Consider the following 23,546-nt stretch of genomic DNA (forward strand, 5'->3'; position numbering starts at 1 on the left):
CTTTAAGTCTCCCTTTTCGAGGGCGATTTAGAGGAATCTTCACTAGCTTGGTGTATCGAGAATGACTTTTGAGACAGCTTTTGACGGTGATAGATAATTTTTATTTAGAACCTCAATAGGATTGCGGTCATCACAGAGTCTATAGCTTGAGGAGTAAAATTGCTGAAAATCGGCAACTTGATACACACTGATGCTATTTCATTTGCTTGAATAGCTATATTGATAGGACACAAATTCACAACTCGTTATTATGGCTAGTAAGTTAATAGACGTTAGAGAGTATACGGTTAGGGCACATAAAAGAGAGATCCACACTCGTGTTTTTCACTTTATCTGCAAGCAGTGTAATGAGAGTACAAAACGCGAGACTTTTGGACCGCGACCGTTATATTGTGAGCAATGTCGTCCTCCCCAAGCGCCAAAAAAACCGCAGCAACCAGCGGCTAAAGCTAAACCAAGACCGATGACTTACAAAAGTAAATCTGATTTGGATTGATTAATGCCTTATGACTGTTAAGGGACAATTAGAACCTCCTCCTGACACTTACCTCTCTCCACTGTTGGAATTAAGAGACTACTATGCTCGCATTGTAGAAGAGTACGAACGCTTATATACAGAAGCGCGATCGCGTCTCAATCATGTAGAAGCCTTGTTGTCTAACTGGTCAACATCAGATACCACTAAACAGATTACCAAATCTCATGTGACTGATGAAACACCCACTCTTCATGCACAAGAGAAATTATCGCTGGATGACATTTCTGATTCCGAAACCGATTTGCTAGCATCTACTGACTCCCAACTGCAAGAGTCGGAAAATTTGCCGCCACAGAATATATCATCCGTTATTACAGATAACAACGAGTCCGAATCTGCAAGTACCAATGGAGCTAGTGAGTCCTCCCCTGATTCTAGAGATCAATCAATCAAAGGACATGACTATCCGATGTTACCTGAGTATAGAGACTGTATCAATCGGATAGAAGCGATCAAAAGGGTGTTGCAAGCATATAGTGGTACGGTATGTCATATAGATTTCATTGTGCGATCGCTATATGGAGATTTAGAACCAAATATCTTCAAAGTAGTTAAAGGTAGAGTCCAATCTTCACTCACCCAGGGTAAAGGCAGTAGTTGGTCTGCGATTCCCGATGAACCTGGTTGTTATACATTGGATTTAAGGTTGCTCAATGCAAATAATAGCAATGCTTCTACCAAGACACTGGGACAGAAGAAGAAGAAACCGCTGATCCTTCCGAGGACAAAAATAGTCCCGATGCTCAGAGCATTTGAGGGTCAATTTCTGATTGATGCCATCACCTCTCTGTTAAGGCAAAATTCGGGCAAAATTTTTACAGTTGCGGAAGTGATTGCTGGACTTTATGGAGAACTAGATGCTGATGAACTTAGAGAAATCAAAAGTAAGGTGCTGAATGAGTTATCGCGAGGTTATCGTACAGGGCGATTCTCTAGAGTTCCGGAAAAAGTTGGATTGTATACCTGGGACACAAATTTAATGCTAGAACGAGGTTGAAAAGCTAAGTTGCACAGCTAATTATCAAGGCACTCAAGAGTCCAAAGTCAAAATTACCTTTGGAATCTTGACTGCCCTAACAAATTATTCGACTCTAGCACGCAGTGCCGGAGAGCGGAAGAGGGCTTGCAATGCTGCTTGTCTTTGTGCAGATGTTTCTTTTGAATCTTCCCAAAGGCTTTCATAATAGAAAAAGGCTACGCCTAAACCCCGTTCTTGAGCAGCCCGAACCTGGGATTGAATTTGCTGCATTGGTACTGGATTATTTCGCAATCCTGCCATAATTCCCACGCCAGTGGGAATCGATTTCTGCGCTTCTTGAATTTCTTGACGGGAAAGATTAGCTACAAAACTTTGGAGATTGGGACGATAAATTTGCACAATTAGTTCATCGACAATATTCAGCCGTATCCAGTTGAGCCAATCTTGTAGTTGAAATTTGTAAGCAAAGTCGTAGTAATTGGGAGAAACGGAGAAAATCAACCGAGGTTTTTGGGCTTTGACAGCTTGGTTTAGTTTTACCATGAATGCTGTGATTTTCTCGGCTCGCCAGCGCACCCATGCTGGATCTTCAGGACTGCTGGGAGGAGTTTTCTTTGTTTCTTGAGTGTACAATGCAACTGTGTATTTATCGTAGCCAAATTCAACTGGCAAACTCATGTGATCGTCAAACTGAATGCCATCAACATCGTATTGGGTGATGTTTTCCAGCACCAGACTAGTGATAAACTGTTGGACTTCTGGATGGAAAGGATTCAGCCACATCACCTCACCCGCAGCACTAATCGAAGTTTGGCTACCATTTTGCTTTTGTGTAAACCAGTTGGGATGCTCCATTACCAATTCTGATGTTGGGGGAGCCATGAAGCCAAATTCAAACCAAGGAATCACGAGTAGTCCCTGACGATGGGCTTGGTTGATTAAGTCTGCAAGAATATCATGTCCGTCTGCGCCGAGCAAGACGAATGGTTGGATACCTGTACGCTTGGCTACGGCGCTAGGATACATGACATAGCCAGAATTCCACACTACAGGATAGATAGTGTTGAAATTGAGCCTTCGCAGTTTGCTGACTGCTTCGGTAACTTTGGCTCGTTCCTTAAGGATATCAATATCGTTGTTAGTCATCCAAACTCCGCGAATTTCTTCGCGGGGTAGTGGGGGAATCTGAGCGATCGCCGCTGTGAAGTTATCTACCAGTAATATCGTCATACACGATATCAAGACTAGTATCGGGAAAAAACGCTTGTGCAATGTTTGACTAAAAGTGGACGCGTGTCTACGTCGCCAACCTTGAAAAACAGAAATTAATTTCAAAATTAGTTTCATAGGTTTGAATAATGCGTTAGCTACCCACACGCGCAGGCTTTGGTGATGGAATCTACTAGTCATATAGTCTACAAGCATTTATGCCTACTAGAGAATTGATTAACTGGTAGTTATGCCTTCCCTGTGCATCACTACCGACTTGAGATTGTCTAAAGCAGACTCAGCAACTTAGATTATTTGACTTATTCAGTAATGATTAAGTGCCCAATATATCTAGTGTATTTAGGGCAATAGCTGCATTTTTTAGTATGTAACCATAAAATACTGATTAAAAAAGCTACCCACAAAGCAGAGATTTTATCAACTGTGAATAATTATTTTCTTCAGCCAGAGTAGGAAGAATGAGTTGAAGCTGGTAAGCTGAAAGCTGAAATTGATAGATCTAAATTGTAATGGAATGGCACGTAACTGATGCTCAAAGTTTAGCAATCATTGATAGTGAAATTGGCGATCATGTATTTTCGCCAGCGGAATATGAAATTGTCAGGCGGGTAATTTACGCCACTGCCGATTTTGAGTATAAGTCTTTAATTCGCTTTTCTGAGAACGCCTTGCAAGCGGGAGCAGCAGCCCTAGCTGCACATAGCAGTATTGTGGTAGATGTGCCCTTAGTACAAGTAGGGATTAGCTATGATATTCAAAATACCTTTGCTAATCCGGTATATTGCGCCCTGGAAACCCCAACACGTCCGCAAAAAGAAAAAACCCGTGTAGCTTGGGGAATAGAAACTCTAGCGCAGCGTTATCCAGAAGGCATTTTTGTGATTGGTCAGGCGCAAACAGCACTCACCACACTTGTTGAATTAATTGAGGCGGAGGAAATTCGACCTGCTTTGGTAATTGCTACCCCAGTGGGATTTGTGGATGTAGATATTGCTAAAGAACGCTTGCAAGAATCCTTAGTACCATACATTACAACTGACAGCCGCAAAGGAAATGCAATTGTCGCAGCTGCGATCGTTGATGGGTTGGTAGACTTAGCTTGGCAAGCCTATGGGCGAGATCAAAAGAGAGTTAGTTAACTTAATCGCGCCCTCGTCCCCCACGCTCATTCGGTACTCCGAATTAGTGGCGGGATATAAGGTGGGAAAAACCGAAATCGTTCTCAAGCAATCCTTGGCTTCGCGAGTAAGGGCAGAGAACATTTGAGGTTTTTCTAATATTATGTATAGCACTCTTAGCAAAAAATATATATCGTGGTAAGATAGATATATGAATCAGGTGATTTGAGTGCTACACAAGGCTGTACAAGTCCGTTTATACCCATCTAAAGAACAACAGATACTATTAGCTCAAACGTTTGGGTCTGCCCGTTGGTGGTGGAATTACGCGCTAAATAAGTCTATTGAAGTTTACAAAGAAACGGGTAAAGGGCTTGGACGTTCAGCACTCAATGCTTTGCTTCCCGAACTCAAAAAAGCAGAAAATACTGCATGGTTAGCTGATTGTTATAGTCAAGTTTTGCAGGCTACAACACTCAATCTAACTACAGCCTATAAAAACTTTTTTGATAAACGCGCCCTTTTCCCTAAATTCAAATCCAAGCATGGTAAGCAGTCTATTCAGTATCCTCAAAACGTCAAAATTGTAGATGGCAACGTCAAACTTCCAGGCAATATCGGAACAGTCAAAGCCAAAATACATAGACTAGTTGAGGGGAAAATTAAAACTGTTACTGTGAGCAAAACTCCATCAGGCAAGTATTTTGCATCTATTCTGACTGAACTTGAAGGGGAAGCCCCTGTTGGTGCAGAAGGAAAGATTTACGGTATTGATTTAGGACTGAAGCATTTTGCTGTTGTCACTGACGGCGAGAGGGTTTCTAAATACGACAATCCTAGACACATTGCCAAGCATGAAAAAAACCTCAAGCGCAAGCAGAAAAAATTAGCCCGTAAGCAAAAGGGGAGTAATTCAAGAAATAGATATAGAAAAGTTGTTGCCAAAGTGTACGAACGAGTTAGCAATTCGCGGCAAGATTTCCTACATAAACTTAGTTATAAGTTGGTCAGCGATAGTCAAGCTGTCATAGTAGAGAATCTTCATGTCTTGGGCATGGTTCGGAATCACAAATTGGCGAAAGCAATATCTGATTGTGGATGGGGAACATTCACTAATTTTTTAGCCTACAAACTAGAACGCAATGGTGGGAAATTAGTTGAGATTGATAGGTGGTTTCCTAGTTCCAAACTTTGCTCTAACTGTTTCTATCAAGTGAACGAAATGCCATTAGATGTGAGGGAGTGGACTTGCCTTCACTGTGGTACTCATCATGATAGGGATGGAAACGCAGCGATCAATATTAGAGCAGAAGGTATCAGAATGCTAAAGGCGGAAGGTTCATCCGTCTCTGCTGTAGGAGGGGAGGTAAGACCAAAACTAGGGCGAAAGTCCAAGTTGCGGCACTCCCCCGTGAGTACAGAAGCCAACACTGTACTTGGCACTCCAAGTCAGTGTGGGTAGTTCACTATGCATCATCGTCTTCGTCCCTATCTTGCCGTGGGCGACGACGGCGACGGGGTCTATCTTCTGGGTCTTCACGCAAGCGACGACTGACTTCACCAAAAAAATCCTGTCGCACATAAGGGTAATCGCTTACCCATAAGTCACGATTGGGAATATAGACATCGCTGAATTCTTCAATCCTGCCCAAATCTCGGCTATTGGACATGACTATCATTTCGGCAATTAGTCCACGAGTAATAACTTTGTAAGCAGGTCGCAGTGGTGCTTCAAACTCAATGCTAAATCCTGTATCATCGCCTACTTCTAAGTTAATCCGCTTTTCTCGGTTTTCGACAATTACCAACTCCCCTTTACTATTAACAGTTTCTTGCTTACCCATCAACCGATCTGTAATCCACCAATCTAGTATTCGACCTCGGAAAAAGCCGCAGTACTTGTAACGGCGACATTTGGCATTGCGTATACTGGCCTGAAAAACGGGATACCACAGCCAGAAAAATGCGCCAATGATCCCTAGGATAAATACTATTAGATCAAACTCAAACTTGAATAAGACTTTGACCAGCAAAACCACAACTACAGCAACTACAGAAATTAATAGCCGCTGTATGAAGTTAGAAAACTTGCCCCAGTAGTACTTATACTGGGGACCACTGGCAATCAAGGGGATAACTTGTTCAAATTTCTGTCGAGTCAGTGGGACAAGCATTTTGGTTGATTAATGGGGCATGGGGCATGGGGCATGGGGCATGGGGCATTGGGCATTGGGCATGAGGGAGACAAAAGACTATTGACCACTGACCATTGACCATTGACCTTGAAGTTTAAAGTAACTTTTCTAATCCATATACTAATGACTTTAGCTGTAAGACTTTGCGAATGGCTAGTAGTACTCCTGGCATATAACAGGCGCGATCGCTCGTATCATGTCTTAAAGTATAAATTTGACCAGCTGCGCCAAAAATTACTTCCTGATGGGCAATCAATCCCGGCAAGCGGACGCTATGAATCCGAATGCCTCCGTCTGCTAAACTACCCCTAGCGCCAGCGATTTTTTCTGTTTCTTCGACAACAGCAGGGTTGAAAGTTTTACCAATCTCTCCTAGTAATTGTGCGGTTTGAATTGCTGTCCCACTGGGCGCATCAGCTTTTTGATTATGATGCAGTTCGATAATTTCTACATGCTCAAAATATTGGGAGGCGGCGATCGCGGCTTGTTGTAGCAGTACCATACCAATGGAGAAGTTAGGAATAATCAAGCAGCCTGTACTAGCTTTATCAGCAAAGTCTGCCAAATCCTGAATTTGTTCTGGACTTAAGCCAGTAGTCCCCACCACAGGACGAATACCGTAAGCGATCGCACTGCGAACATTGTCATAAACTGAATCAGGATGGGTAAAGTCTACTATCACCCCTGGTGGCCCTTGTCTTTCCCCAGCTACATATCCCAGCATTGGCTCTAATTGATTGGTAATTGGCACTTCTAAAGGTTCGCTTAAACCAGCCAACTCGCCAGCATCTTTATCTTGATGTTCGGGACTGCTATCAATTGCACCCACTAGGTTTAAGTCAGGTGCTTGCGCTACAGCTTTTACCACTTCGCGACCCATTTTACCAGCAGCACCGTTGACAATCACTGGGATAGGAGCTTGATTCGTCATAAATTGAGCAAAACTTTTTTAACCAACAAAGGAATTGTAGAGCAATATTGGGCATGGGGCATTGGGAAGAGATAGGGGAGATGGGGGGAGATGGGGAAGAACACTCCCCACACTCCCTCATCTCCCTTGTCCCCTCTGCGCCTCTGCGTTCTCTGCGGTTCAAAAGAAATTTATCTAACCGCACAGCCACAGAGAACACAGAGACAATTGATTAGGCGAAGAAATTGCTAACTGGTACTGTTCCTAAAGCGGGTAAAGTGCCTGTATAGCCAGTAAGATTAATTAATAAATCTTGATTTGTCTGCAATCCAGTTGTGTTGTCATTGACGATGAGATAAGTACCTAATATTGCACCGCTTGTAACTTGTACTAATGCTGCACTGTTAACAGCTAAAGCTTGGTTACCAGATGTTGCACCGTCTGCATCAGTAAATATTTGATTCACTAAGTCTAGTAAAGTGCCAGCAGTGCTGTCTGTAGCGCGGGTGAAATTAGTTGGTGCTGCTAAGGCTGCACCACTATTATTTAATAAATCAATGCGATCGCTACCGATGGCGAAACCATTAATTTTGTCTGGGGCTGAAATCAACGATTGTCCAAATTGGAATACGTAAGTATTAACACCAATCCCGCCCGTTAAGCTATCAACACCAGCACCGCCATTGAGGGTATCATTGCCGTCGCCACCGTTGAGTTGATTATTGCCGCTATTGCCAACAATTAAATTATCGCCAGCAGAGCCTGTACCATTAATATTGGCTGTACCTGTTAGCGTCAGGTTTTCTACATTGGTAACTGTTGTGAGATTAAAGCTAAAGTCTGCTTGAATTGTATCTGTGCCACTATTTGCCACTTCGTTAATCACATCACTGCTATCAATGATATAAGTATCATTGCCTAAACCACCAATCAAGCTATCAACACCAGTACCGCCATTGAGAGTATCATTGCCATCACCGCCATCAAGTTGGTTATTACCGCTATTACCGACAATCAAGTTATTAGCAGCAGTGCCTGTACCATTGATATTGGCTGTACCAGTCAGCGTCAGATTTTCTACATTGGCGACAGTTGTCAGATTAAAGCTAAAGCCTGCTTGAATTGTATCTGTGCCCGCATTTACCGCTTCGGTGACGGTATCACTGCTATCAATGATGTAGATATCATTACCAGCACCACCAACTAAAGTGTCTATTCCTGCACCGCCGTCGAGTTGGTTGTTGCCAGTGTTACCTGTAATTAAGTTATTGCCAGCAGAGCCTGTACCATTGATGTTGGCTGTACCTGTCAGCGTCAGGTTTTCTACATTGGCGACAGTCGCCAGATTAAAGCTAAAGCTTGCTTGAATTGTATCTATGTCACTAGTTGCAGCTTCGGTGATGATATCACTGCTATCAATGATGTAAGTATCATTACCAATGCCACCAATCAAGCTATCAACACCAGCACCGCCATTGAGGGTATCATTGCCGTCACCACCATCGAGTTGGTTAGTACCGCTATTACCCACAATCAAGTTATTAGCAGCAGTGCCTGTACCATTGAGATTACTTGTACCAGTCAGCGTCAGGTTTTCTACATTGGCGACTGTTGTTAAATTAAAGCTAAAGCCTGCTTGAATCGTATCTGTGCCCCCATTCACAGCTTCGGTGACGATATCGCTGCTGTCAATGATGTAGGTATCGTTACCAGCACCACCAATCAAGCTATCAACACCAGCACCACCATTGAGGGTATCATTGCCGTTGCCACCGTCGAGTTGGTTATTACCGCTATTACCTACAATCAGGTTATTACCACCATCACCTGTAGCGTTCAAATTAGCGCTACCGATGAGGGTAAGGTTTTCAACATTCGCGATCGCAGTTAAATTAAAACTGAGGTAAGCTTCAATTGTGTCAATCCCAGCATTACTGTTTTCTTGGATCGCATCAGTAGTTGTATCAACAACATAAGTATCATTACCTGCACCGCCAGCTAAAGTATCTATCCCTGCACCACCATCGAGGCGGTTATTGGCGCTATTGCCAGTAATTAAGTTATTGTCAGCAGAACCTGTAGCATTGATATTACTTGTCCCCGTCAGCGTCAGGTTTTCTACATTGGCGACAGTCGCCAGATTAAAGCTAAAGCCTGCTTGAATTGTATCTGTGCCCCCGTTGACAGCTTCGGTAATCACATCACTGGTGTCAATGATGTAAATATCATTACCTACACCACCAATCAAGCTATCAACACCAGCACCGCCATTAAGGGTATCATTACCGTCGCCACCGCTGAGTTGATTATTGCCGCTATTGCCGACAATTAAATTATCGCCAGCAGAACCTGTAGCATTGATATTGGCTGTACCTGTTAGCGTCAGGTTTTCTACATTGGCGACAGTTGCCAGATTAAAGTTAAAGTCTGCTTGAATTGTATCTGTACCTGCATTTACAGCTTCTGTGACGATATCACTGCTATCAATGATGTAAGTATCGTTACCAGCACCGCCAATCAAGCTATCAACACCAGCACCGCCATTGAGGGTATCATTGCCATCACCGCCATCAAGTTGGTTATTACCGCTATTACCGACAATCAAGTTATTGCCAATACTGCCTGTAGCATTGATATTGGCTGTACCCGTTAGCGTCAAATTTTCTACATTGGCGAAAGTTGTCAGATTAAAGCTAAAGTCTGCTTGAATCGTATCTGTACCCGCATTTGCCGCTTCAGTGACGGTATCACTGCTATCAATGTTGTAAATATCATTACCAGCACCACCAACTAAAGTATCAACCCCAGTACCGCCGTCGAGTTGGTTGTTGCCAGTGTTACCTGTAATTAAGTTATTGCCAGTATTCCCTGTACCATTGATATTACCTGTACCCGTCAGCGTCAGGTTTTCCACATTAGCAGCTGTGGCTAAGCTAAAGGTAACAGAAGACTCAACTGTATCTGTACCAGAATTAGGTGCTTCGGTTAGCGTATCAGTAGTTGTATCGACGACATAAATATCATCACCAGTGCTGCCAATTAAAGTATCAACACCTGTACCACCATCGATTCTGTTGTTGCCACTGTTGCCAGTGATGATGTTATTTCCACTATTACCGATGCCATTAATGTTACTTGTACCAGACAAAGTCAGGTTTTCTACACCAGTTGGTAATGTAGTGGTTGTATTGGCTGTGAGGGTATCACTGATGGTGACGATACTTTGAGTTTTAGCGAGAGTAGCATTGCTGGGGTTACTCAGATTAACAGTAAATGTTTCATCAGGTTCATTGAGATTGTCATTAAGGATGGGAATGCTAATTGTTTTGCTGGTTTGATTAGCAGCAAAGGTGAGAGTGTTAGTAACTGTGGAGAAATCACTAAGAGCGATCGCACGGCCGTTAGCTGTTGTATATTGAACGGTAATTGTTTGAGTGCTGGGCGCAGATAGGGTGACTGTAACTACAGCATTTGGATTCAGCCCTTCAATTACCGTGACATCGCTAATGCTAATTGACGGTGTAGTCCCGGCAATTACTTTAGTGGTAGCTTGGGCAATTAGGGGAACAGCTTGCAGATTGCCGACATTATCTTTAGCGATGCTGTAGAAGGCATAGGTATTGCCAGTTGCACCACTATACTGGGCTGAGGTAGCTGTGATGTCGTCTTGCCAAAGTGTAAATGCACCGCCATTCACAGATGCAAAGATATCGTAGGAAGCGATACCGCTACCGTTGTCTGTTCCTGACCAAGAAACGGTAAAGTTAGAACTATTCGTGGTTGTGGGTAGGGCAGAAATAGTACTAGTCGGGTCGCTGATGTCAACCGTATTTCGCCATAGTGGTGTAGCAATCGGGTCATTAGTATCAAAGACAATGCTGGCAACCGAGTCAATTTGCGTACCAGTGGTCAGGTTAGCTTTGGGTTTGATACTGTAGTTAACAAAGCCTTCTCCATCGTGGGTAGCGTTATTGGGGGGTAAGAAACCTGCATCGGGGTTAGTTGGTAATTCGCCCGTTGTGGGATCAATGGTGGTTAATTTCCAGGTGGCGGTGCGGGTGGTAGTGTTAAGGCTGGCGTTGAAATCGACATAGTAGCCGATGGTATCGCGCAAATCGACCCTGGTGTTGTAGGCTTGGAGGTCGTCGGGAACATCGATGTAGATATTGCCAAAGCCAAAGTCGCCGAGTTCAAAGGTACTGAGGTCGAGGTCAGCGTCAATTTGGTGAGTGACGGTGACAAAGACTGCTGGTGCAGTGGCTGAGGCTTGGTTCTCGAAGCGAATCAGGTAGGGTAAGGTTTGGTAAGGGGTGAAGTAGCCTTGAGTGCCGTAACCTGCGGGGCCGATGATATCGTTGGGATCGACAGCAAAGAGGAATTCAAGACCTGCTTTACCTAAGTTTGCACCTATTCCCGCTAAACCACTCAAACCTAAACTCTTCCATAAAGATTGTCCTGATTTTGTTGCTCCGGACAGCACATTCGACAACTTAGGCGGAATCATGTATTTGGAACCAAAAGCTGTTGCGCCTCGGCCGTTATAACCCAGCATTTTCCAAGGTATCCAGCCTGTTAAAGCGCCTAATCCTGCGGCTGTTCCTAAACCACCCCAACTAAATCCACCATCAATTCCTTTTTCAATACCGTATCCCAGTGCATTGGTAGCTGCGCCTACGCCAGCCATACCAATAGCACCTCCCACAGTCCCCAAAGCTGCAAGTCCGCCGGTGCCGCCGACAACGCCACCATAGGCTGCACCGCCAACGGTAGCACCAATTAGTCCTCCCGCAGAAAATTGACCACCTGTCAAGGCTGTGCTGATTCCATAGGAAGCTGCACCGACAAGTCCGCCAATAATCGCACCGCCTACAGCTAGAGGGACTAGGAAAGTACCTTGAGGATCGATCGCTCCCAGGGGTTTATTATCAACGTAGGCATATAAATTACTGCTACCACCCAAGAAGCCAATGGGGTCGATGGAAGTAAATTTTCCGGTGTTGGTTTCGTAGTACCTGGATCTCATGAAGTCCAAACCGTTACCTTCATCGGTCACACCCCACATTCCAACATACTCAAAGGGGTTAGCAACGGTTTCTGTTTTGGTTAAATCTTCGCCAAATGGTAAGTAACTGTAGCGATTAAGATAACTGCCTGTCCCACCAGTCAATCCTACTACCGAACCGATCGCATCAACATCATAATAGGTTGTGGCATTGCTACTATCTGTGCGGCTTACCAAACCGACACCGTTGGTATAACGCGCAAGCAAACTGCCTGTACCATTGTATTCCCCAACTACACTCGCCAACCCAACTGGATCGATGAGGTACTCAGTTCGTTGCCCATTTTTCACACTAGCAATGCGATTACCTAGGGCATCATATTCGTAACTCCAAGTACCATCTGGGGTGACAGCACCAATTAAACGATTTTCTTGGTCGTAAGTATAAGTTGAAGTTTGACCACCTTGAGTTTTGCTAATCAGGTTACCATCTAGATCGTAGATGCGACTAACTCCGCCAACGTTGGTGTATTGGTTGAGGTTGTTAGTGGTGTAGGCAGTTGTGACACTATTATCCTTGACAGAAATCCGATTACCTGCTGCATCGTAGACATATTCAATTTTGCGTCCACCTGGTAAGGTAACAGATGTCAGTTGACCGATCGCATCATAGCCATAAGTAGTTTTACCCTCAAGGGTAGTCAGGCTAGTCCTTCGTCCTAAATTATCGTAGGTATAATCAAAGCGAGAATTTACTGAGGCATCAGCTTTATAGTTAACAACATTGGTAATTTGTCCAACTACATCATAGGTGTAGGTTGTGTAAGTACCATTACCGTTGTCTTCCCGTACTACTCGACCTGCACCGTCGTAGGTATAAGCAATAATTCGCGTGCCACTACCATTAGTTAATTCTGAAAGTCTGCCCGCTGCATTATAAGCGTAGTTAGTCGTAGCACCACTTTGATCGACCATCTTTGTCCGCAGACCATTGGCGTTATAAGTAAATTCCACAAATCGCCCAGACCCCTGAGTGACTTTAGTGATGCGATCGCCACTATCGTAAGTGTAACTAAAGCTACTATCTGCATCAGTAGCAGTCAGTAAATTGCCCCGATTATCGTAGGTAAAGCTAGCTGTTGTGCCGTCGGCGTAACTCTTGCTGAGTAAAAGTCCTCGGCTGTCATAGCTGTAGACAATGTTTTGACCTCGACGGTTAACTCCAACAGTAAGATTGCCTTTAGTGTCGTAGCTGTAAGTTTCTATACTGCCATCTGCGTAGGCAATTTTGGAGACATTACCGCCACCGTCATATTGCAGATTGGTAAAGTTACCTCGCTGATCCTCTAAGGTTTGCAGCTTATTAAAGTTAGAATCATAGGTAAACTCTAGTTTTTGACCAAGAGCATCGACGCTACTATTCAAATTACCTTTGCTGTCGTAGGTAAAAGCAGATAGGGTATTACCAGGTGCAATAATTCTGACTACATTACCATTTTCATCGTAGCGGTACTGTGTGATCCGACCTAGTGCATCTTGCAGTTGTCCAATTTGACCGGCATCATTTACTAATAGCTTGGTAATATTTCCGGTGGTATCTTTGACGGTAATACCGCCTGCAAAGTCGTAAGTATAGGTAACGGCTTCCGCATTACCATCAAGATTTTGCTTGATTAGCCTGCCTTGAGTATCATAGTCAAAGTAGTTATGAGTACCGCCAGGTAAAGTAATTGAGCGCAAGGCGTAAGCTGTGGCTCCAGTGTTACTACTGTCGTAGGTGTAGGTAGTTGTGCCATCTGGGCCAGAGACACTGAGCAAGCGATCGCCTGTGGTATCGTATGTGTAAGTTGTAATCCGTCCTGCTTGGTCTGTGAGTTTATTAATTCGACCTTGGGCATTATAAGTGAGAGTGAATTTGTCCCCATTGGAGTGATTTAGGCTTGTTAGTTGCGAACCTGTATAGCCCAACGTAATCCGGTTACCGCTAGCATCTTCCAGATAGTTCAGCTTGCCATCATTGCGGAAGACGCGCACAGTCCCATCTTTTTCTTGGAGACGATACACGCCTGACATGAGGCTGAGGGTAGCATAGTCTCCTGATTCACTGCTATAACTACCATCAGCTTGTTTATTGAAGAAGCGCAAGCTGCCATAGCCTTTAATCCTCACGTTACCATCGCTATCGGCAGTTGCGGTAAAGTCCCAGGGATGCGTCCAACCTCTTCCCAATGCGCCTAAATTGAAACGTTCAGCTATGGGTTGGAGATAGGTGCGTCCAAAGGTTAAAGATAATCCCGGTGTGGGTGCAGTAGCATCAATTGCAGTTGCTAATGTTGTGCCAGGGAAAGTATTGCTAGCTTGCTGGAATTCAAAGCCCAGCAATTTGGCAATATCTGTGGTGGATTCACCCAATTGAGCCAAATAGCTGGCATTTTCATTGATGACTGCTTGATAGCTATCGCTGGTATTGCCAACTGCATTGACAAAGTTATTATAAATAACATTCCAGGCTTCTGCTGATACATAAGCAGGTCGGCTACTATCTTTCAAAGCATTCCAATCAATGGTTGCACCATTTCTGGGGGTGCTGATGTTCAAACTGCCACTAGTAGCGCCGGCTTTGGGACGGAACAGGAAGGAGTAGCTACCTGTTGCACCAGGGGCGAGAACTCCCGCTGCACCCTGAGTATTAATGCCCAAAAATTGTACTGCACTATCAGTAAAGCCAGTTCCGCCTGTGGGACGAAATAAAATTTGACTGCCATCTAAGCTAAATACTGGAACAGGAATATCTGTGTTACCCGCATTGCGGTAAGTAATAATTGCTTCTCCTGTCATCCAAGGGCGCATTCTTCCAGGCGCACTAACAAATACTTCTAGCTGACCGGGCGCCGCACCGTTAACATTAAAGATATCGTTGACTGTCGCTGTCCCCGCAGTATCTGTTACCCGCACATCGTAGGCTCCGGCAGTCAATCCTGCTAAATTAAAGCTAGCTACTAAGGTGCTGCTATTTTGCCAGGTAACTTGGCTAGCGGTGCGGATGGTATTATTGGGGGCGATTAAACTGACGGCTGCACCCGGTGTAAATTGATTTCCCTCAATGGTGATAGTAGTTTGCCCGGCGTTACTACCTGTATTTGGGCTAACTTGGCGAATTTGGAAGGGGGTAATTGTGGTTTTGGGTGTGGCAGTTAAATTTAAGTTGTAATTTGTATTACCGCTATTGCGATAAGTGCGGAGGTAGTAAGTTCCGGCTTCTAAGTCTCTGCTTATTGATTCTGGGGATGTGCCAAAGGCGGTAGAACTGGCAAGGGTGCTGCCATTATTACTCAGTAATTCGACATTGGCATCGGCAGTTAAACCGTTGAGGGCTAAGTTAAAGGTACTGGCTTGAGTCAGTTCAAAGCGATAATAATCGTTACGATCTAACTCACCAACAAAATCGTTTAAGGTTTGGGTTCCGGTGAGGATGCTTAAATCTCTGGCTTCGCTGAGGGAGTTACCGGCTGAGTCTTCCACAGATGTGGCTGTGGCGGTGAGTTTATAGTCTGTTCCCACTCCATAGGTGGAAGCGACACGGGCGTAGTAAACTCCAGTAAATAATAAGGTGTTGATGGCGTTTGTGCCACTGGTAATGGCATTGCCGGCACTATCGAGGAGGGTGATACTGGTACTAGTTCCTGTAGCTAATCCACTGAGGGCTAAAGTTAAGCTGCTGTCTTTGGTGAGTTCAAAGCGGTAATAATCGTAGTTGTCTTGGGAAAGTTCTAGGAAGTTGCCAATATAATCACTGAATGTTTGGGTATTAATCAGAACGCCGATATCTTTGGCGGCGGTGAGGATATTGCCTGCGTTGTCGGCTGGGGTGGCGGGTAAGGAGGTTCCGGATACTTGTAAATTATAGTTGGTAGCACCTGCGCCATATTTATCAACCCTGACAAAGTATGTGCCACCGGCGAGGTTGCGGCTGATATTCTCTTCGGAAATGCCAGCACCGCTAGAACCAGTAATATAATTACCAGCGATGGTGTAAAGATTGAGGTTAGCATCAGCACTCAAGCCGCTGAGTTTTAAATCTACTTTGGTATTACCTGCTAACTCTAGGCGGTAGTAGTCGTAGTTATCTTGATATAAACCGTAGAAGTCGCCAACAAAATCACTGAAACTTTGGGCGGTGGTGGTAATGTTTGTGATTTCTCTGGCTGTGTCGAGGTTATTTCCGGCTAAATCGGCTGGTGTCGCCCCTAGAGATGTCGCCCCGACTTGGAAATTATAGGTGGTGTTACCTGTTCCAGATTTTTGCACCAAGGCGTAATAAGTTCCAGGGAGGAGGTTGTAATTGATATTTTCGTTGGCTGTACCAGTTGCAGATGTGCCGGTGATGTAACCACCATTGCTGTTGTAGAGATAGAGGTTAGCATCTGAACTCAATCCACTCAGACTCAGATTTAAGGTACTATTTTGGGTGAGTTGCAGGCGGTAATAATCATAATCATCTTGGGCAATACCGTTGAAATCACCAACAAAATCGCTGAAGGTTTGGTTGGTGGTAATCGTGCCGATGTTTTTGGCTGTATTGCGATCGCTTCCTGCATTATCTAACGGAATGGCACCCAACGGTGTCGCACTCACTTGCAAAGCGTAATTTGTCCCGACGCTAGCGTTGCTGTACGCCCGCAGAAAGTAAGTTCCCGCGACAAGATTTTTGATAATTGACTCACTCGCTGTGCCAGAATTGGTACTATAGGCGATACCGCTGCCATTGAGGCTGTATAAGTACAAATTCCCATCGGCGGTTAACCCAGTTAAACTTAAATTCAGGGTGCTATTTTGCGCTAAATCTAAGCGGTAGTAGTCTTCATTATCCTCGGCAATACCGTTAAAATTGCCAACAAAGTCATTCAAGGTTTGACTGGTAGTAATTACGCCGAGATTTCTCGCAGTTTCGCGACTATTTCCCGCATTATCTCCCGGAGTTGCGGCTAAGGCGGTAGCTGTTGCTTGGAGAGAATAGTTTGTACCGCCAGTACCATTATTGTAGACGTAAGCAAAATAAGTTCCGGGTGCTAAGTTTTTAGTAATCGATTCGTTGGCGTTGCCAGTGGTGCTACTATAGGCAACTGTACCGCCATTCAGGTTGCTCAGATATAAGCTAGCATCAGCACTTAAACCTGTGAGATTTAGGGTTAAGGTACTATTTTGAGTTAAATCAAAACGGTAGAAGTCGTAGTTATCCTGGGTTAAGCCGTTGAAGTCGCCAATATAATCGTTGAAGGTTTGGCTGGTACTAGTAATAGTAATATTTCTTGCAGATTGGCGATCGCTTAGAGCATTATCTACCGGAATTGTCCCCAGTGAAGTGGCAGCAGCTTGTAATTTATAGTTAGCCGTGCCTGTGTTGTTGTTGCTAACTTCAATAAAATAAGTACCAGCGGCTAAATTGCGCGTAATGTTTTCATTGGTTATTCCTGATGCATTACTCCCAGTAATATAAGTACCACCGCTACTGTAAAGATAAAGATAAGCATCCGCACTCAATTCACTCAGCGTTAAATTGACTGTGCTGGGATTTGCTAGCTGGATGCGATAATAGTCTTTGGGGTTGGTGGTGTTATTAACTGAGTTCGTAACAGTTTGCAGAGTGCTGAGAGTTCCCAAACTGACGGCGGTATCTAAGGCAGAATTGGTGTTTGGTATGGTTGCCGTTGTCGCTGTCGCCGCCGCAGTAAAGTTGTAATTTGTACCGCCATTGCCAATTTTTTGTACTAATGCATAATAAGTGCCAGTTGTCAAGGCGTAATTAATTGTTTCGTTGACAATACTGGAACCTGTCGCAGCTGTAATATAACTACCAAAACTGTTGTACAAGTACAAATTGGCATCAGAACTCAAACCGTTGAGATTGAGGGTAACATTACTATTTTGCGTAACTTGGAATTTGTAGTAATCGTAAGTATCTTGAACTAAACCGTTAAAATCACCAACAAAATCGCTGAAAGATTGGGCGTTGCTGGTTAAATTGCCGATATTTTTCGCAACATCGCGGTTTTCACCAGCATTATCAGCGGGAGTTGTCGCCAAGGAAGTGGCTGAGGCTTGTAAGGTGTAGTTTGTACCGCCACTGCTATATTTTTGCACCCCAACGTAATAAATGCCGGCGAAGAGGTTGCGAATGATTGATTCGTTGGAGATTCCCGAACCGTTGGAAGAGGTGATGTTACTACCAACGCTATCATATAGATATAAGTTGGCATCAGAACTTAAACCAGCTAAGCCGAGGTTGAGGGTGCTATTTTGACTGAGTTGCAGGCGGTAGTAATCGTAGTTATCGTCAGTTAACCCTTGGAAATCGCCAACGAAATCAGTAACCGTTTGCGCGGTGGTGCTGACAGCGCCTAAATTCTTGGCTGTCTCTATGGTGTTACCTGCGTTATCTGCGGGGATTGCGCTTAAAGCAGTTGCAGCGGCTTGTAAGTTGTAGGTTGTACCACCTTCACCATATTTTTGCACTAAGACATAATAAATTCCCCCGTTCAGGTTACGAATAATTGACTCGTTGGAGTTTCCTGAACCAGTGGAACTGATGATATTCGTACCAACGCTATTATATAGATATAAGTTGGCATCAGAACTTAATCCACTTAAGTTGAGGGTGAGGGTGCTATTTTGGTTAAGTTGCAGGCGGTAGTAATCGTAGGTATCGTCAGTTAACCCGTTGAAATCGCCAACGAAATCAGTAACCGTTTGCGCGGTGGTAATCGCGCCTAAATTCTTCGCAGTGTCGAAGCTATTTCCCGAATTATCAGCAGGTGTGGCAGTTAAAGCCGTTGCAGAAACTTGTAAATTGTAATTAGTTCCGCTATTGCTAGCATCTTGTACGAGAACATAATAAGTTCCACTCGCGAGGTTGCGGATAATTGACTCGTTATACAGATTGCCATAGGAACTAGCAAGGGAATAACCACCACTACTATATAGATATAAGTTGGCATCACTACTCAATCCACTCAGGTTGAGTGTCAGCGTACTATTTTGCGATAATTGCAAACGGTAGTAATCATTGTCATCGTTTGCCAGTCCGTTAAAGTTACCGATAAAATCGGTGAGGTTCTGGGTTGTGGTGATAGTACCCAGATTTCTCCCATTATCAAAATTATCACCGGCAGGATCAGCGGGGATAGTGCCTAAAGCAGTGCGGGAAAGTTGTAAATTGTAGGGAGTACTACCTGCACTGTTGCGGTAGACTAAAGCATAGTAAATTCCTGGCGCTAGGAGATTGCTGGTAACGATTTCATTTCCTGTACCACCGCCAAGGGAATTGTTAATTAAGCCACCATCGCTACGATACAGGTATAACTCAGCATTGTTAATTAACCCAGTGAGATTGAGATTGACTGTGCTGTTTTCATTGAGACGGAAGCGGTAATAATCGTAAGCATCGCTATCGCCAACATTTTCGCTAAAATTGACAGTATTTGTGAGAACACCAACTTCTTTCGCCGTTTCTAAAGTATTCCCGGCGTTATCTGGGGAAGTCGCACCCAGAGAAAGGGTACTTGCTTGTAGAGTATAGCTAGTACTACCAGTATCCGGTTTATTGATGTGGATGTAATAAGTTCCGGCGGTGAGAGTGGGAGAAAAGGTTTCGTTATTTACGCTGGAGAGGGTAGAGGAAGCGATCGCTTCTCCGTTACTATTATATAGATATAAATCGGCGTTAGAACTCAGTCCAGTAAGACTAAAACTCACCGTGTTATTGCTTGTCAGTTGAAACCGATAATAATCACTATTATCAGTATTGCTCACAGTCCCCGTCAGGTTAGCATTATTCAGATTCGGAATATTTTGTGCTGTGTCTAACTGTAATGCTTTTGCTTGCAGAGTGTAAGTTGTTTTTCCAGCACCATTTTTACTAACTAGCGCATAATAAGTTCCCGCAGTCAAACTGCGAGTAATTGACTCATTGGCTGTATTTGCACTATTAGACGCGGTAATATATCCCCCCGCAACTGTATAGAGAGATAAATTTGCATCCGCACTCAACCCACTCAAAGTTAAATTAACGGTGCTATTTTGATCTAACTGCAAGCGATAGTAGTCATAATCATCATTAGCTAACCCATTAAAGTCACCAATAAAATCAGTGAAGTTTTGCGGTGTACCGTTGAGAATTCCAATATTTTTCGCCGTATCCAAAGTACTCCCCGCAATATCAGCCGGAGTCGCACCTAAGGAAGTTGCACCTACTTGTAAACTATAGTTAGTCTTACCACTCCCATACTTCTGCACCAAAGCATAATAAGTACCAGCTTGGAGATTTTGCTTTAATATTTCATTAGCTAAACCGCTAGCCGAACTTTGAGTAATATATCCACCATTGCTGTTATAAAGGGACAAATTCGCATCACTACTCAATCCACTCAGGCTGAGATTTAGCGTACTGTTTTGTGTCAGTTGCAGACGATAGTAGTCGTAGTTATCTGCAACTACACCATTAAAATCGCCAATAAAATCATTAAAGCTTTGGGTAGTAGTAATAACGCCAATATTTTTGGCTGTGTCTCTATCATTTCCAGCATTATCAGCAGGCGTTGCACCTAACGCATTCGCAGCAACTTGGAGATTATAATTTGTCCCGCCACTCCCATTTTTATTGACTTGAACAAAATACGTCCCGGCGCTAAGATTGCGAATAATTGATTCGTTTGCTGTTCCACCCGCAGATGTTCCAGCTAGATAGCCACCAGCGAAATTGTAGAGAGAGATATCAGCATTAGAACTGAGTCCATTCAGGGTAAGATTGAGTGTACTGTTCTGAGTTAAATCTAAGCGGTAATAGTCATAGTTATCTTGAACAATCCCATTAAAATCGCCAATATAATCGCCGAAGCTTTGACTACTACTGACAGCACCAATATATCTAGCCGTTTCTCTTTCATTACCAGCATTATCAACCGGAACTGCACCTAAAGTAGTCGCAGAAACATCGAGAGTATAATTCGTCCCCGCACTGTTATCATTTCTGTAAACTAAAGCAAAGTAAGTGCCGGCTGCGAGATTTGTAATCAGCGATTCGTTAGCGATTCCAGATGCTGAACTAGAAGTAATTGTCCCACCAGCCTGATTATATAAATACAAATCCGCATTAGCACTCAATCCTTTCAAATTCAGATTGAGTTTACTATTCTCAGATAATTCCAGACGGTAGTAATCATAGGTATCTTGAGTTAAATCGTTAAAATTGCCAATAAAATCATTAAAACTTTGACTACTACTAATTACGCCAATATTTCGCGCATTTTCACGCTCATTTCCCGCGCTATCTCCCGGAGTTGCACCCAGAGAATTAGCTGAAGCTTGTAATTTATAGTTAGTCGTACTACTACTATTGTTAACGACTTCAACAAAATAAATTCCCGCAGTTAAATTCCTAATAATTGCTTCATTGGTAATCCCCGCCGCCGAACTACCAGTGATATAACTACCACCACTACTATAAAGATTAATGTTGACATCAGCCGTGAAATCGCTCAAAAATACATTCAAAGTACTATTTTGCGCCAGTTGTAGCCGATAATAATCTCTGGTGTTGCTATTATTAACAGAGTCATTGATAGTTTGCAGAGTACTAACAGCACCTAAATTAACTGCTGTATCTAGTACTGAACTAGTATTTGGGATAGTCCCAGTTGCTGCCGTTGCGGAAGCTTGTAAACTGTAATTTGTGCCACCACTGCCAACTTTTTGCACAAATACATAATAACTTCCCGGTGTCAATTGACTAATAATTGACTCTTGCGAAATTCCCGAACCTGAAGAACCTGTAATATATGAACCAAAACTGTTATATAGATATAGATTGGCATCAGAACTTAAACCACTCAAATTCAGCGTTACATTGCTATTTTGAGTCAGATTAAATTGATAATAGTCTTCATTATCAGTAGTTAAGCCGTTAAAGTCCCCAATAAAATCATTGAATGTTTGGACAGTACTAGTTAAAGTACTAATATTTCTGGCGATATCGCGATTATTACCAGCATTATCAACAGGAATTCCCCCAATAGTACTGGCGGAAGCTTGCAAATTGTAATTTGTTCCCCCAGTCCCAGATTTTTCCACTAAAACATAATAAATACCAGAGTTAAGATTACGAATAACTGATTCGCTAGCTGTTCCCGCAGCAGACGAACCCGTAATATAGCCACCGACGCTATTGTACAAATACAAATTTGCATCGCTACTCAATCCACTCAAACTCAAGTTCAGAGTACTATTTTGATTAAGTTGGATTTGATAGTAATCTCGATTATCTTGAGATAGCCCGTTGAAATCACCAACAAAATCGCTCACATTTTGGGCTGTAGTACTAATTACACCCAAATTCCGCGCAGTTTCTAGCGTACTACCTGCATTATCACTGGGAATTACACCTAAAGCTGTGGCGGAAGTTTGTAAACTGTAATTTGTCCCCCCAGTACCAGATTTTTCAACTAAAACATAATATGTTCCCGCGCCAAGATTGCGGATAATCGACTCATTAGCTATTCCCGCATTCGCTGCGCCAACAATATAAGTACCGACACCATTATATAGATATAAATTGGCATCACTACTCAACCCACTCAGGCTGAGATTTAGCGTACTATTGTCACTCAGTTGCAGACGATAATAATCTCGATTATCTTGAGATAGCCCATTGAAATCACCAACAAAATCACTAAAAGTTTGGGCTGTTGTGCCAATCGTACCAATATTTCTCGCTGTTTCTATAGTTTCCCCGGCACTGTCAGCGGGGATAGCGCCTAACCCAGTCGCAGAAGTTTGTAATTTGTAATTAGTCCCACCACTACCAGATTTTTGCACCAAAGCATAATATGTGCCCGCTGTCAAGTTGCGAATAATCGACTCGTTAGTATTTCCCCCAGCAGTGGAAGCGGTAATGTAATTTCCGCCAATACTGTATAAATATAGGTTCGCGTCGCTGCTTAAGTCACTCAGGCTGAGGTTGAGGGTGCTATTTTGAGTGAGTTGCAGCCGATAATAATCATAATTATCCTGTGCCAGTCCAGAAAAATCGCCGCTAAAGTCGGTGTAAGATTGAGCAGTACTAGCGATCGCGCCAATATTCCTTGCTGTATCAAAACTATCCCCAGCTAAATCTGTTGGTGTCGCGCCTAAAGCCGTTTTGCCAAGTTGTAAGTTATAAGTGGTAGTACCTGTAGCAGTACGGGAAACTAATACATAGTAAGTGCCCGGAGCCAAATTTTTACTAATTGTTTCATTGGTTGTCCCTGAGTTTGAAGAATAGGCAATTCCAGAGCCATTGCTGCTGTAGAGTCCTAAATTCGCATCTGCACTCAGTCCACTGAGGTTGAGATTGACGGTATTATTGGCATCGATGCGGAATCTGTAATAGTCGTAATAATCACTATCACCTATCTCTTCACTCAAGCTAAACGGACTCACAAGCAAACCAAGCTCTTTGGCTTGCTCTAAGGAATTGCCAATAGTATCAGTCATGATTGGTACTTGGTGTCACATATAGCTAATTATATTTACTTACGTATA

General features: G+C 43.5%; 8 protein-coding genes. 4 read left to right on the forward strand and 4 right to left on the reverse strand.

Features of this window, described 5'->3' with window-relative positions:
• The first annotated feature begins 250 nt into the window (after positions 1-250).
• Positions 251-496 carry a hypothetical protein gene (locus tag AACU32_RS12310; RefSeq protein ID WP_096599847.1) on the forward strand — a complete coding sequence of 82 codons (246 nt, stop codon included), beginning with the start codon at positions 251-253 and terminating at the stop codon, positions 494-496.
• A gap of 10 nt (positions 497-506) precedes the next feature.
• Positions 507-1,535 carry a hypothetical protein gene (locus AACU32_RS12315; protein WP_096599849.1) on the forward strand — a complete coding sequence of 343 codons (1,029 nt, stop codon included), beginning with the start codon at positions 507-509 and terminating at the stop codon, positions 1,533-1,535.
• Between the two features lie 84 nt (positions 1,536-1,619).
• Here AACU32_RS12315 and AACU32_RS12320 read toward each other — a convergent pair whose 3' ends face one another.
• Positions 1,620-2,927: a family 10 glycosylhydrolase gene (locus tag AACU32_RS12320; RefSeq protein ID WP_096599851.1), complete on the reverse strand. Its 1,308-nt coding sequence runs from the start codon at positions 2,925-2,927 to the stop codon at positions 1,620-1,622.
• Positions 2,928-3,256: 329 nt separating this feature from the next.
• Between AACU32_RS12320 and AACU32_RS12325 the strand changes: the two genes are divergently transcribed.
• Together AACU32_RS12325 and AACU32_RS12330 are read left to right on the forward strand one after the other, a co-directional pair.
• The gene (locus AACU32_RS12325; protein WP_096599853.1) at positions 3,257-3,886 is read left to right on the forward strand and encodes a precorrin-8X methylmutase; all 630 of its coding nucleotides are present in this window, start codon (positions 3,257-3,259) and stop codon (positions 3,884-3,886) included.
• A gap of 208 nt (positions 3,887-4,094) precedes the next feature.
• On the forward strand, positions 4,095-5,327 hold the full coding sequence (locus AACU32_RS12330) for an RNA-guided endonuclease InsQ/TnpB family protein (protein WP_096599855.1): 1,233 nt from the start codon (positions 4,095-4,097) through the stop codon (positions 5,325-5,327).
• 4 nt (positions 5,328-5,331) lie between these two features.
• On the opposite strand, the gene AACU32_RS12335 is transcribed toward AACU32_RS12330, so the two are convergent.
• The 3 genes from AACU32_RS12335 to AACU32_RS12345 form a co-directional block, all read right to left on the reverse strand.
• Positions 5,332-6,039 carry a phosphate ABC transporter permease gene (locus tag AACU32_RS12335; RefSeq protein ID WP_096599857.1) on the reverse strand — a complete coding sequence of 236 codons (708 nt, stop codon included), beginning with the start codon at positions 6,037-6,039 and terminating at the stop codon, positions 5,332-5,334.
• Positions 6,040-6,154: 115 nt separating this feature from the next.
• Positions 6,155-6,991 carry a 4-hydroxy-tetrahydrodipicolinate reductase gene (dapB, locus tag AACU32_RS12340; protein WP_096599859.1) on the reverse strand — a complete coding sequence of 279 codons (837 nt, stop codon included), beginning with the start codon at positions 6,989-6,991 and terminating at the stop codon, positions 6,155-6,157.
• 211 nt (positions 6,992-7,202) lie between these two features.
• Entirely contained in the window at positions 7,203-23,498 is a 16,296-nt protein-coding gene (locus AACU32_RS12345) for a pre-peptidase C-terminal domain-containing protein (RefSeq protein ID WP_096599861.1), read from the reverse strand.
• Positions 23,499-23,546: the final 48 nt, after the last annotated feature.

It is taken from the genome of Calothrix sp. NIES-2100, from assembly GCF_963875285.1.
Lineage (GTDB): Bacteria > Cyanobacteriota > Cyanobacteriia > Cyanobacteriales > Nostocaceae > Aulosira.

Bases quoted from the DNA above. Each gene is read 5' to 3' on its own strand.
- AACU32_RS12310 (WP_096599847.1), top strand. From the start codon at position 251: ATGGCTAGTAAGTTAATAGACGTTAGAGAGTATACGGTTAGGGCACAT.
- AACU32_RS12315 (WP_096599849.1), top strand. From the start codon at position 507: ATGACTGTTAAGGGACAATTAGAACCTCCTCCTGACACTTACCTCTCT.
- AACU32_RS12320 (WP_096599851.1), bottom strand. From the start codon at position 2,927: ATGACTAGTAGATTCCATCACCAAAGCCTGCGCGTGTGGGTAGCTAAC.
- AACU32_RS12325 (WP_096599853.1), top strand. From the start codon at position 3,257: ATGGAATGGCACGTAACTGATGCTCAAAGTTTAGCAATCATTGATAGT.
- AACU32_RS12335 (WP_096599857.1), bottom strand. From the start codon at position 6,039: ATGCTTGTCCCACTGACTCGACAGAAATTTGAACAAGTTATCCCCTTG.
- dapB (WP_096599859.1), bottom strand. From the start codon at position 6,991: ATGACGAATCAAGCTCCTATCCCAGTGATTGTCAACGGTGCTGCTGGT.
- AACU32_RS12345 (WP_096599861.1), bottom strand. From the start codon at position 23,498: ATGACTGATACTATTGGCAATTCCTTAGAGCAAGCCAAAGAGCTTGGT.